This is a genomic window from Nocardia miyunensis NBRC 108239 (assembly GCF_001613065.1).
Classification (GTDB): Bacteria; Actinomycetota; Actinomycetes; order Mycobacteriales; family Mycobacteriaceae; genus Nocardia; species Nocardia miyunensis.
The window spans coordinates 38396-50892 of the sequence record NZ_BDBQ01000062.1; the positions used below are offsets into that span (position 1 = coordinate 38396).

At 67.2% G+C, this 12497-nt stretch carries 7 protein-coding genes; 3 read left to right on the forward strand and 4 right to left on the reverse strand.

The window, feature by feature from the left end; all coding sequences use genetic code 11:
* Positions 1–174 precede the first annotated feature (174 nt).
* Both NM2_RS26730 and eccCa read right to left on the reverse strand, forming a co-directional pair.
* Entirely contained in the window at positions 175–1617 is a 1443-nt protein-coding gene (locus NM2_RS26730; RefSeq protein WP_157121325.1) for a type VII secretion-associated protein, read from the reverse strand.
* Positions 1599–5633: a type VII secretion protein EccCa gene (eccCa, locus tag NM2_RS26735; protein ID WP_067674110.1), complete on the reverse strand. Its 4035-nt coding sequence runs from the start codon at positions 5631–5633 to the stop codon at positions 1599–1601. The genes NM2_RS26730 and eccCa overlap by 19 nt, the downstream gene beginning before the upstream one ends.
* A gap of 172 nt (positions 5634–5805) precedes the next feature.
* Here eccCa and eccD point away from each other — a divergent pair, with 172 nt between their 5' ends.
* Both eccD and mycP read left to right on the forward strand, forming a co-directional pair.
* Positions 5806–7272, forward strand: a complete 1467-nt coding sequence (eccD, locus tag NM2_RS26740) for a type VII secretion integral membrane protein EccD (RefSeq protein ID WP_245718233.1) — start codon at positions 5806–5808, stop codon at positions 7270–7272.
* 8 nt (positions 7273–7280) lie between these two features.
* The gene (mycP, locus tag NM2_RS26745) at positions 7281–8699 is read left to right on the forward strand and encodes a type VII secretion-associated serine protease mycosin (RefSeq protein WP_067674115.1); all 1419 of its coding nucleotides are present in this window, start codon (positions 7281–7283) and stop codon (positions 8697–8699) included.
* A gap of 34 nt (positions 8700–8733) precedes the next feature.
* On the opposite strand, the gene NM2_RS26750 is transcribed toward mycP, so the two are convergent.
* The gene (locus tag NM2_RS26750) at positions 8734–9270 is read right to left on the reverse strand and encodes a pyridoxamine 5'-phosphate oxidase family protein (protein ID WP_067674117.1); all 537 of its coding nucleotides are present in this window, start codon (positions 9268–9270) and stop codon (positions 8734–8736) included.
* Positions 9271–9518: 248 nt separating this feature from the next.
* On the opposite strand from NM2_RS26750, the gene NM2_RS26755 reads away from it, so the two are divergent.
* Positions 9519–10805, forward strand: coding sequence for an MFS transporter (locus NM2_RS26755; RefSeq protein ID WP_157121326.1), 1287 nt, complete (start codon positions 9519–9521; stop codon positions 10803–10805).
* A gap of 159 nt (positions 10806–10964) precedes the next feature.
* On the opposite strand, the gene eccB is transcribed toward NM2_RS26755, so the two are convergent.
* Positions 10965–12452: a type VII secretion protein EccB gene (gene eccB, locus NM2_RS26760; RefSeq protein ID WP_084531581.1), complete on the reverse strand. Its 1488-nt coding sequence runs from the start codon at positions 12450–12452 to the stop codon at positions 10965–10967.
* Positions 12453–12497: the final 45 nt, after the last annotated feature.

Consider the following 12497-nt stretch of genomic DNA (forward strand, 5'->3'; position numbering starts at 1 on the left):
CGACCTCGCACGACAACCAGAAATGGGAAGTCCACAGGAGCACCGCTCGGCACCGGAGCGCGCGGAGATGCCATGTAGATCCGAATTATGAAGCTTCACAACGATTCTGGTGCAGCGTCCGGCGTCCGCGCACCGACCACGCGTAGCTTCGGGCCGGTTACCGGATCTCTCCCCTCACCCCGTGACGCGCAGGGTGCGGACGAACTGTTCGCAGGGGGTGGCGATGGGTTGCCAGTTGCCCTCGACGTATTGGCAGCCGATACTGGCCTGCACGCCGGAGTCGACCAGGATCTGCCAGTGAACGGTGGTGCCGTCGCCGGGGGATTCCTGATAGGACAGGCCGGTGCGGTCGCCGAAGACGGCGTTGCGGCGCAGGCCGCCGACCTGATTTGCCGGGCGGCGTTCGATCTGCGCTGCCAGGGTGTCGGCCACGTCGTCGAGACCGGCGCCGGGGTTGAGCACCTTCTGCGTCAGCGTGATGCGTTGGCGCGCACCGTCGTTCGGGGATATGTCCACGCGGTCGCCGACGTGCGAGGCGATATGCCATCCGGCGGGGATCTGCGCCTGGATCCGGCCGAAGGTCTGTGTGGCCGGCCCGGAGGCGGTGGCCGAAGACGTTGGCGGACCGGATGATTCGGGACCCGCAGTGGTGCGGGACGAGCCCGAACGGGTCAGCGCGATCGTCACGCCCACGCCGATCAGCAGCAGCACGACGACCGCGGCGGCGGCGATGAGCAGCCGATTCGGGCCCTGACGCGGCGGCTGGACGGCCAGCGCGTGCTGGTGCAGCGAATCGAACTCCATCGGTGACAACCGCGCGGCCTGCGCGTTCTGCGCGATGGGCATCGGCATCCCCGGATGCGCACCGCGAATCAGTTCGACTCCGGTGAGCGGACGCACGTCGACCGGAAATCCGCACTGTTCGGCCAGGGTCACGGCCAGCGCGTCGAGCAGGCCCTTGTCCGTCACGCCGAGGGCCAGCAGATAGGTCGGCGCCTGTCCGGCGAGCAACCGGGCGATCACGCCGACGACGCCGGGCAGACCGTGGCCCTCCTCCACGTCGGCCAGGCCGACGGTCGGTTCGAACTCGCACGCCTCGATCCAGGTGTCCTGTCCGGACCTGCCGATCAAACTGACGGTCGTGGACAGCGGATCGAGTTCCAGTACCGCGATGCGCTGCTGCTGAGCGGTACTGACACCCAGCGATGCGGCCCGCCGCGCCAACGGCTCGACCGCCACCTGCGACACCAGCCGCCGGGCCGCGGTCTCCAACGCGGCCCGCCGCCGACGCCCCCAGGCCGAGGGCCCGGCGATGGTGAGCTGCTCACAGGGCGTGGGCAATTGCAGATTGGTCAGCACCGCGCCCAGCGTCACCGCCCAGGCATCGGCGATCGGCGGCAACGTCGGCGGGAAGGCGATCCGGTCGGCCGCGGCCATCCGGACCATCGACACCGCCGGATACTGCGGCCGAAGCTGTTCTCCGACAACGAAACTCCTGCCGTCACTGGCAGGAATGATCGAGGGCGGACCATCCCAGTGCGTCGACTCGCTGCGCGCCCACAGTCGCGTGTCGGTCAACACCAGATCGACATTCGACATCAGGTCAGCGGCAGCCATCCGGTCTGGATGAGTTCCTCGCCATTGCGGGTGACGTAGGTGCCGCGTCCGGGCGGCATGGCCGACGGACGGGCATTACCCCACAGCACACCCTCGTCACGGCTACCGCTCATGATCAGACCGGCCGAACCGAGATCCTTCATCCGGCCGATCACCGGTTCGTACATCGCGCGGCTGGCGCCGCCCGAACGCCGGGCGATGACCACGTGGAAGCCGAGATCGCGTGCGTGCGCGAGGCTTTCGAGCAGCGCCTGCACGGGGTTACCGCTGGAGGTGGCGACCAGATCGTAGTCGTCGATCAGGACGTACAGCTCCGGACCGTCCCACCAGGACCTGTCCCGCAACTGCTGCGGCGTCACGTCCGGGCCGGGAGTCCGCTTCGCCACATAAGCCGCCAGATCGCTCATGTTGTCCGTGAATTGCGGTGCGGTCGAACCGTATCCGGCCATGTACTGCTGCGGCAGCAGGCCCAGCATGCTGCGGCGGTAGTCACCCATGATGATGCGCGCCTGATTCGGGGTGTTGGACGCGATGATGCCCTCGGCGATCGAGCGCAGCAGGGTGGTCTTACCCGATTCGGAGTCACCGACGATGACGAAGTGCGGGCTGACGTTGAAGTCGATGAACACCGGGGCCAGCTCGGATTCGCTGATGCCGATGGGGAAACGCATGCACTTCTGCGACGCGTCGCCCGCCCAGTTTCCGGACAGCCGCAGCAGTTCCTGGCGTTCCAGCCGCTCGGGCAGCATGCGCACCCGCGGGGCCGGGCGGCCCGGATTCATCTGCCGCACCGCCGCGACCGCTTGGGCCACACCGGTACTGAGCGTTTCCGGATTCGGATCGCCGTCGATACGCGGCAGCGCGGTCAGCATGTGCAGGGTTTCGGCGGTCATACCGCGGCCGGGACGGCCCTTCGGAACCAGTGCGGCGAACTTGCGGCCCAGGTCGGAATCCATCGGATCACCGAGACGCAGCTCGATGCGGGTGCCGATCTGGTCCTTGAGCGCCGGGCGGGCCTCGGCCCACCGGTTCAGCGCGATGATCACGTGCACGCCGTACGACAGACCCTGCACCGCCAGGTTCATGATGCCCTGTTCGAGCGAGTCGAAGTCCTGGCGAATCGTGCTGAAACCATCGATGACCAGGAAGACGTCACCGAACGGATCCTCGTGCACACCGGTCGCGGCCGAGTTCCCGGCCGGATCGGCGCCGCGCAGGCGGCGGAATTCCGACATGGACTCGATGCCCAGCTGCCGGAACCGCATTTCGCGGGCACGCACGATGTTGTGCATCTCGGACAGGGTGCGACGGACCTTCTCCTCGTCCAGGCGACCCGCGACCGAACCGACGTGCGGCAGCCCCTCGAGGCTGATGAGGGTACCGCCACCGAAGTCCAGGCAGTAGAACTGCACCTGTTCGGCGGTGTGACTCAACGCCATCGACATGATCAACGACCGCAGCGCGGTCGACTTACCCGACTGCGGGCCACCGACCACGGCCACGTTGCCGCCGACGCCGGACAGGTCCACGACCATCGGATCCCGGCGCTGGTGGTACGGGCGGTCGACGATGCCGATCGGCACGCGCAGCGAGGCGATCTGCGGAACGTCGCCGGTGAGGATGGAACGCGGCAGGAGGAAATCCATGGTCGGCGCATCGTCCAGCGGCGGCAGCCAGATCTCGTGCGCGGGGCGGCCGTGTCCGCGGATGCGGGAGACCAGCATGCCGAGGTTGGAGATCTCTTCCCCGTCCTCGCCCCTGACGGCCTCCTGGATCAGTTCCGGCTCGGCCGCCACCGGAATGCGGTCGCTGGCACGGAAATCCACGTGACCGGCGGTGAAGACGCGGGCGTGGATATCGATCTCACCGCCGACGATTCCGGCCTGGGTGACCTGGCGCTGCGAACCACCGCCGACGTACGCGCCCGACACGTAGGCCGCCTGGAACCGCCGGATCTCGCCGTCACCGGCTTTCAGGTAGCCGCCACCGGGACTGGGCGGCAGGTTGTACGCGTCCGGAACACCCAGCACCTGCCGGGATTCGTTGGCGGAGAAGGTTTTCAGGCCGATCCGGTAGGACAGGTGGGATTCGAGGCCCTTGAGCTTGCCCTCCTCCAGACGCTGGGAGGCCAGCAGCAGGTGTACCTGCAGTGATCGACCCAGCCGACCGATCATCGTGAACAGATCCGCGAAGTCCGGATGCTGTTGCAACAGTTCGGAGAACTCGTCGAGCACCACGAACAGCGCGGGCAGCGGATCCAGATCCGCACCGGCGGCACGGGCCTTCTCGTATTCACCGACGTTGGCGAAGTTACCCGCCGTACGCAGCAGTTCCTGGCGGCGGTTCATCTCACCATCGAGGGCGTCTCTCATCCGGCCGACGAGGTCGGCTTCCTCCTCCAGGTTGGTGACGATGGCCGCGACATGTGGCACGCCTTCGAGCCCGAGGAAGGTCGCACCGCCCTTGAAGTCGACCAGAACCAGATTCAGCTGGTCGGGCGAATGCAGCGCGATCATCGAGAGCACAAGGGTCCGAAGGAATTCCGACTTACCCGAACCGGTCGCGCCGATGCACAGGCCGTGCGGACCCATACCCTTGTCGGCGGCCTCCTTGATGTCCAGATACACCGGCAGTCCGTCGGCGCCGACACCGAAGGGCACCCGCAACCGCTCGGGGCCGTAGCGCGGCTTCCACTGGCTCTCCGGGCTGAACGTACCGATATCGCCCAGACCGAGCATCTGCGCCCAGGAAGTGATGGCCTCGGCGCTCTCGCCCGAGGCGTTTTCCGCGCCGGTCTGGGTGACCACCCGGAACGGCGCGAGACGACGAGCGACCTGCTCGGCCTGCCGCGCGCTGATCCGGTCGATCACCGCGAAGCGCTCCATATTTCCGGTGGCGCCGCGACCGACGCACTCGCCGTTCTCCACCACCATCTGGATACCGCGCGAAACAGCAAGGCGCGGAGCGTAATTGCACAGGTCGATGATCGTGACGCCCTCGTAGCCGGACTCGCGCAGCGGGTCCTCCTCGGCCTCGAGCAGGCCGCCGTCGACCACGACGACGATATGGGTCAGATTCTGATTGGCCGGTTGATTGCGCGAGTACCGAACCCGGTTGACCACCAACGGATTCAGGCCCGCGGTCATCTCCCGTACCGAGCCGTACACCATCCGCTCGGCCCCGACGCCGTCCTGCGATTCCGGATGCTGGGTGTGCGGGAGCCACTTGGTCCACTCCCACTCGGCGATCGTGTCCGGACCGGCCACCACCGCGAGCAGCACCTGATCCGGCGCCTGGAACATGCACAGCTGCAACAACATCGCGCGCGTCATATCCCGGGCCTGCGCGCGGTCGCCGTTGAGCTGGATGGTCGCGAAACCCTTAACCGCGATGGCCGTGGCCAGGTCCGGCACGGTGGAATGGGTGCGCACGAACCGGCGCAACGAAACCGCGGCGATCGGCTCGAGTTCCTCGACCGGACCGGTCTCCGGCGACACCAGGCGCGTGGCCAGGCGCTGTCCGCCCAGGCCGATGCGGGCGTGGCAGAAGTCCTTGTCACCGGGGCGGCGCTCCCACATGCGGCTGGTGCCCGCGAGCATCCAGACCAGGCCGGGCTCGGGATGACTCCATTCCACCGCGGCACGCTGCTGCCGCGCGGTCTCGTCGACGTCCTTGCGGACCTGATCGAGGTACCGCAGATAGTCCTTGCGATCCTCGTTGGCCTCGGCCGCCTTCTGGCCCTTGCCACCCCCCTGGGTGAACATGCCGACCATCGAGAAGACCATCATCATCGGGAACATCAGCGCGGTCGGATTCGACCCTATGCCACCACTTTTGGTGAACATGACCGCCATCATGCCGACCATGCCGACCACCATCACGACGGGCATGAGCTTGCCCAGCAAACCGCCCGGAATGGACCGGGGAATCTCGGGAGGCGGCTGGAGCGTGACCTCACCACCGGGCGAACGCGGAACCTCCCGGCGCTGACGACGCTGGAAACGGACTGTGCTCATCGACTGAAGCTCCCCCTTCGGCGGCGTGGTGCGGCCTCAGTGTAGAGGTCACGGCCGACATGTCGTACAGTTCGAGCAGCATTCTGCACGGGTCAACCGCGCGATCGCAACTCGCGCGCTTGCGGAAACACCAGGTAGAGACGGAGTTGGGGGCAGCGTGACGCACGCGCGAATGAGCCATATCGAAGACGATTCGACTCGCGGAATCGTCCGTGCGCCGGATTTGGCCCGGGTCACGATTCTGGCCAAGCACACCCAGGTCGACATGGCGATCCCGGTGGATGTCCCGGTGGCACTGGTCATTCCCAGCGTCGTGGATATGGTCGCCCAGCACAGCGGGACGAACGATTTCGATTCCAGCGGAGAACAATTCCAGCCCGCCGAATGGGTTCTCGCCCGAATCGGGCAGCCGCCGTTCTCCAATTCGCTGAGCCTGGGCGAGCAGGGGGTGCGGGACGGCGAGCTGCTGATGCTCGAGAGCGCCGACCACGTCGCGCCGACACCGCTGTTCGACGACATCATGTACAACGTCGCCATCGCCGACGGCGACAACTTCCGCTCCTGGTCCCCGCGCATGGCCCGGATCTCCGGTTCGGCCATCGCCGTGCTGACCATGATCGTCGGCTGCGTCGGCCTGCTCGCCGCGCCGAATGCCATGCCCGGCTGGATCTCCGGCGCGGTCGCGGCCTTCCTGACGATTCTGCTCGTCGTCGCCGGCACGGTGCTCAGCCGCATGTACGGGGACATCCCGACGGCGATCGTCGTCGGCGGTTGTTCGCTGCCCGCCGCGTTCGCCGCGGGCATGCTGCTGGTGCCGCTGCAACATCACCACTACGGCTGGGCGAACATCCTGCTCGGTTCGGTGCTCTTCGGCGCGACCGCGGTACTGGCGTGGCGGGTCAGCGGCGTCGGGCTGGCGCTGTTCATCGGCGCGACCACGGTATCGCTGTTCGCGATCGTGGCCGCGCTGGTCGGCCTGCTGACCTCGCAGCCGACCCGGGCCATCGGAGCCGGTGCGGCCGTGCTCGCCCTCGGCGCGCTCTCGCTCGCGCCACGGGCGTCGATGCTGCTGGCCAAGCTGCCGTTGCCGCCGGTCCCCTCCCCCGGCACCCCGATCGACCCGACCGAGGACGACCCCGACGACCACCGCGCGCTGCCGACCATGGAGGTGCTGCGCGAGAAGTCCGAGCGGGCCCGGATGTATCTGGGCGGCATAGTCGGCGCGACCACGCTGGTCACGGCGGTCGGCGCGCTGGCCGGGTGCAATCCCGGTTCGCACGGCCCGTTCTGGCCCGGTATCGCGCTGGCGCTGGTCTCGGCGGTGGTGCTGCTTTTCCGCAGCCGGACCTACGCCAACGCCGAACTGGCCGTGGTGCTGATCGGCGGCGGCGCGGCCATCCTGCTGGCGGTGATGCTCGGCGCGGCCTTCACCCAGTCCCAGCCGCTGGCGGTGTTCGGCGCGGCGATGATCCTGCTGATCGGGGCGCTGATCTGCGGTCTGGTGATACCCAACCAGACCGCGACCCCGCCCATGCGCCGCGCGGTGGAACTGCTCGAATACGGTTTCGTCGCAGCGATTCTGCCGCTGGCCTTCTGGGTGGCCGACCTGTATTCGATCATCCGCTCGCTCTCGCTCTGAGCCGCGCGATGAACCCGAAGACATTCGGCCGCAACGTGATTCGCGTCGCCGTCGCGGTGGCCGTGCTGGGCTCGAGCGTATCGGTCGGCGCCGGAACGGCTTTCGCCGAACGGCCGCCCGCGGTGAATCCTGCCGATCTGCCCGCGGACGGTACGCCGCATCCATCCAAGACCACCGAGCCGAAGCCGAACACCCCGTGCATGAGCACCGTTCCCGGCGGCGACGGCCAGACCGTGCCGCAGGCGCAGCGGGTTCTGGGCCTGGACAAGGCATGGCGGTTCGCCACCGGTGCGGGCCAGACGGTCGCGGTCATCGATACGGGCGTGGCTCGCAATCCGCGCCTGAGGAATCTGGCGGCGGGCGGCGATTACGTCAGCAACGGCGACGGAACCCAGGACTGCGACGGCCACGGCACCGCGGTCGCGGGCCTGATCGCCGCCAGCCGGGTGAACGGACAGGGTTTCGCGGGGATCGCACCCGACGCGAAGATCATCGCCATCCGTCAGACCAGTAACTACTTCGAGGTCAAAGGTCAGTCCCAGGGGCAGACCCAGGAACAGATCGAGAAGAACAGCTACGGCGATCTGGACTCCCTGGCCTCCGCGATCCGGCACGCCGCGGATCTGGGCGCCCGGGTGATCAACATCTCCGAGGTCAACTGCGTCGCCGGTACCCCATCGGACGCGAAAATCGGTGCGGCAGTGCAGTATGCGGCCGCGCAGAAGGACGTCGTCGTGGTGGTGGCGGCCGGGAACAGCGACGCCTGCAAGGGAACCAACCCGGTCCTGGATCCGACCGATCCCGACGGTGACATGTGGAGCCGGGTCAACGAGAACGTCACCCCGGCCCGCTGGGACAACTACGTGCTCTCGGTCGGCTCGATCGATCCGGCCACCGGATCGCCCTCGAAGTTCACCGTGCCCGGCCCGTGGGTCGGCGTCGCGGCGCCGGGCGAGAAGATCACCTCGCTGGACGTCAACTACAGCTCGGCCAACAGCAGGGGCACCGCGTCCGCGTTCATCGAGAGCAGCAAGCAAACCGAGATGGCCGGAACGAGTTTCGCCAGCCCGTATGTGGCCGGACTGGCCGCCCTGGTTCGCCAGAAGTTCCCGCGGCTGAGCGCGTTCGACGTGATCAAGCGCATCGAGGCCACCGCGCACGCACCGGCCGGGGGCTGGAATCCGTATGTCGGCTACGGCGCGATCGACCCGGTCGCGGCCCTGACCGCCGAGGTGCCCACCCAGCTGCCGCCCAAGAAACCGTTCGCCGCCGAGAGCTGGCAGCTGGCGGTCCCCGCGCCGCCGAAGGCCCCGGACAACACCGCACGCAACGTGGCGTTGATCGGTACGGCCGTCATCGCGGTGCTGCTGATCCTGGGTTATCTGGCGTCGTTCCCGATCCGCCGCCGGTTCGGAGTTCGCGACTGACGGTGTGCCCGACCGGTAGTCCCCGGCCGGGCGCTCAGGCGCGATCGAAGAACCAGCGCGTCGCCCCGCCGGGCTCCACCGTGGACACGGCGGTAGCCGACGACGCGGTCACGCGGTAGACGTGCCATGGCGGCGGGCCCGCGGAGGGTGCGCTGAATTCGGCGGTCAGCGCCGTACCGGATTCGTCCACTCGGCAGGGCCAGTCCCGCGCCCAGAGCAGCGCCATGCGGGCCACCGTCTCCGGATCGGTGACCCGTGTCGCGGTGCCCTGCACGACCAGATCGAATTCGCGGGTGGCCACGCTCAGCGCGCACCGTGGATCGCGAGTGAGGTTGCGCGCCTTGCGAGTTCGCGGCCCCGTCTCGAACCAGAACGTCCCCTCGGCCCACAGCATGCCCAGAGCGGTCAGATGCGGACCGCCGTCGGGATCGATGGTGCTGAGCCAGCAGCTGTGCCGGTCCGGCCCACCGGAACGCGGCGCCTGGGGAAAGCCCTCTGCCAGACCGGCTTCGATATCGGACCACCGCAGCGCCGCGAGGCGGTACAGATCGGCAAGATTCTTGGTCTCCATAGCTGTAGGGACGCGGAGTCGCGGCAGGAATCATCGGTGTGCGCCGGATCGCCCTGTCCGGTCCGGACGAAACTCGCCGAAAACCAACTATTCACCAAATTTTCCTCAACGCGAACCAAAATTCCATCCGGAACCATGACAAACGCGGCGAAGTTGGGTTGCGGCGTGCCTCCCACATTGCAGAATGCGGAACGGCGCGGTCGAGCGGAATGACCCGCCGCACACCTGAGTAGAGGGCAGGGATACACATGGCCACCGCGGTACCGAAGGCACCCAAACCGAAGCTGACCTCCGACCAACGCAACTCGTTCATCGCCGCCCAACTCGGTTGGACGATGGACGCTTTCGATTATTTCCTCGTGGTGTTCGTCTACGCCGACATCGCGCACACCTATCACATGAGCAAGGCCGAGGTCGCCTTCCTGACCACGGCCACGCTGATCATGCGACCGGTCGGCGCGTTGCTGTTCGGCATGTGGGCCGACCGCGTGGGCCGCCGCATCCCGCTGATGGCCAACGTCTCGATGTATTCGGTGATCGGCTTCCTGTGCGCGTTCTCGCCCAACTTCACCGTGCTGGTGGTGCTGCGCATGCTCTACGGCATCGGCATGGGCGGTGAATGGGGCCTCGGCGCCGCGCTGGCCATGGAGAAGATCCCCGTCGAACGTCGCGGCTTCTTCTCCGGCCTGCTGCAGGAGGGATATTCGTTCGGCTATCTGCTCGCGTCGGTGGCCTCCCTGGTGGTCATGAACTGGGCGGGGCTGTCCTGGCGATGGCTGTTCGCGCTGTCGATCATCCCGGCGCTGATCATCCTGATCATCCGTACGCGCACCGAGGAATCCGAGGCGTGGGAGCGAACCCAGGAGCGAATGAAGGTGACGCAGACCAGGATTCGCGACATCATCCGCAATCCGATCATCGTGCGCCGGTTCGTCTACCTGGCCCTGCTGATGACGGCGTTCAACTGGATGAGCCACGGCACCCAGGACGTCTACCCGACGTTCCTGACCGCGCCGCATGCCCAGGGTGGCGCGGCGATCAGCGCGGTCGGCGCGAAATGGATCGCCGTGGTGTACAACATCGGCGCGATCGTGGGCGGCCTGCTGTTCGGTTCGCTCTCCGAACGTTTCGGCCGCCGGTACACCATCATCTTCTGTGCGGTCCTCGGCCTGCCGATCGTTCCGCTGTTCGCCTATTCGACGACCGCGGCGATGCTGTGTCTGGGCTCGTTCCTCATGCAGCTGATGGTGCAGGGCGCGTGGGGTGTGATCCCGGCGCATCTGACGGAGATGTCGCCGGACGCCATCCGCGGGTTCTATCCCGGCGTCACGTATCAGCTCGGCAATCTGCTGGCGGCGCTGAATCTGCCCATCCAGGAACGGCTCGCCCAGCATCACGGCTATCCGTTCGCGCTGGCGGTCACCATCGTCCCGGTTCTGATCGTGGTAGCGATATTGACCGCGGTCGGCAAGGAGGCCAAGGGGGTTCGGTTCGGGGCGGACACCGGGCCGAACGAGCCGATACCGGCCGCGTGAGCGAGGAACATCCCCGAATCCCTGTGCCGGCAGGGTAATTCGCACGATCGGCCGGGCCATACGGTCCCGATACGGAACGAGCGCACGGTCACCCTCGGCCGTGCGCTCGTTCCGTTGTCGGCGAATTCTGCGAAGCCGTTGTCCCGCAGACAATTTCGATCAGTTCGACGCCGCCTGCGAGGTCGCGGAGACCAGCGTCTTGGCCGGATCGGAATCCGGCGCTACACCGTCGTGGGCGACCATCGCGTCCTGACGGGACAGGGTCGGCCCCGAAGCCAGCAGGCCGACGATCGGCCAGGGCGCGGGCTCGTACTTGGTCTTGGAGGAGTCCATCCCGAGCGCCTTCTCCGCGTCGGCATCCCTGAGGCCGAAGCGAACGCCGGTGTCGGAGATGAAGAACACCGCGTCCTTGCGCTGGCTGTCCGGCTCGATTCCGGTGGTCTGCACCAGGATTCCCGTCCCGGGGGTGGAGTAGAACTGGTCGACCTTGTCACCGCCGGAGCTGTCGGCCTGAGCCAGGCGGACCGGTTGGGATCCGTCCGGAATCGGCAGTGCGTGCCCGGTGACCACGGACAACTCGGCGTGCATACTGCCGTCGGACTTGTCCGCGGAGTTCACCGGCTTCCAGGACATGCACTCGACGGGCTGGTCCTTGGAGTCGACGACGGTCGGCGCGGTTTCCGGATAGTCCTGCACCCCAAGGGTGTTCACGATCGGGGTGTGGGTGCGGCCGTAGGGACTGATCTGACCGTTGCCCGCGGTCGGATTCGAGTTGCGGATGATGTCGGCGGTCAGCGGGGAGATCTGCTGAATACCGTTCTCCAGCGCCACGAAGTACTGGTTGTCGGTGCCGAGCCGCACGACATCGCCGTTGCGATGGTCCTGCAGCGCCGAAGTGCCGCCCGGATCGGTGATGACCGGAGCGATGATCGGCAGTACCTCGGGGACCGAGTTCAGCAGACCCTGGCTGATCGGGCGCGGGGTCACGCCGGTGATCCCGAGCGCGTCGGTGACCGAGCGGTCGTTCATGCTGACGCGGGCGCGCTTGTTGTCGTAGACGAGGTAGATCGCATCCTTGCCCTGCACCAGAAGTGCGTTGTTCTTCGGCAGTTTCGAACCCTTGTCGCCGAGGGTCAAATTCCCGGCGATGGCGGTGCTGGTCAAGGTGTTGCTGCCATCGGTCTTCAACTCGTCGCACACCGTCCACTGCCGGCCGTTGCCGCTGCTGTCGAAGGTGAGCAGCGACGGCGCGCCGGGAATGCCGATCAGCGCGCCCATCGGCTTGCTGGACAGCTGCGATTCCTTGACGCTGGCCGGGCTGGCGGCATCGCCGACGGCCAGGCGCGCCGAGGCCAGGTTCAGGGCGGGATGGACGGTTCCATCGATGACCGCGTAGATCTGGCCGGATTCCTTGCCCATCAGGATCTTGCTGTTCCCGATCGACCCCTGCGGCTTGAGCAGCGCCAGCACCGCGCAACCGGCGAGCGCGACGATGCCGAGGATGAGTCCGACGGCGTAGGCGCGCGACTGAGAGCGCATGGGGTCGTGCAACATTCGCACATCCCGGCGCACCAGGGCGTGCTCCATGCGGCGTACGAGGAAGCGATAGCCGCTTACCTGCCACCGAGTTGTGGGTCTTGAAGGCATGTGTCCTCCCCCGAACAGTGCTCGCGTTCGTGGAACACAGTACAG

Bases quoted from the DNA above. Each gene is read 5' to 3' on its own strand.
- NM2_RS26730 (WP_157121325.1), bottom strand. From the start codon at position 1,617: ATGGCTGCCGCTGACCTGATGTCGAATGTCGATCTGGTGTTGACCGAC.
- mycP (WP_067674115.1), top strand. From the start codon at position 7,281: ATGAACCCGAAGACATTCGGCCGCAACGTGATTCGCGTCGCCGTCGCG.
- eccD (WP_245718233.1), top strand. From the start codon at position 5,806: ATGAGCCATATCGAAGACGATTCGACTCGCGGAATCGTCCGTGCGCCG.
- NM2_RS26750 (WP_067674117.1), bottom strand. From the start codon at position 9,270: ATGGAGACCAAGAATCTTGCCGATCTGTACCGCCTCGCGGCGCTGCGG.
- NM2_RS26755 (WP_157121326.1), top strand. From the start codon at position 9,519: ATGGCCACCGCGGTACCGAAGGCACCCAAACCGAAGCTGACCTCCGAC.
- eccCa (WP_067674110.1), bottom strand. From the start codon at position 5,633: ATGAGCACAGTCCGTTTCCAGCGTCGTCAGCGCCGGGAGGTTCCGCGT.
- eccB (WP_084531581.1), bottom strand. From the start codon at position 12,452: ATGCCTTCAAGACCCACAACTCGGTGGCAGGTAAGCGGCTATCGCTTC.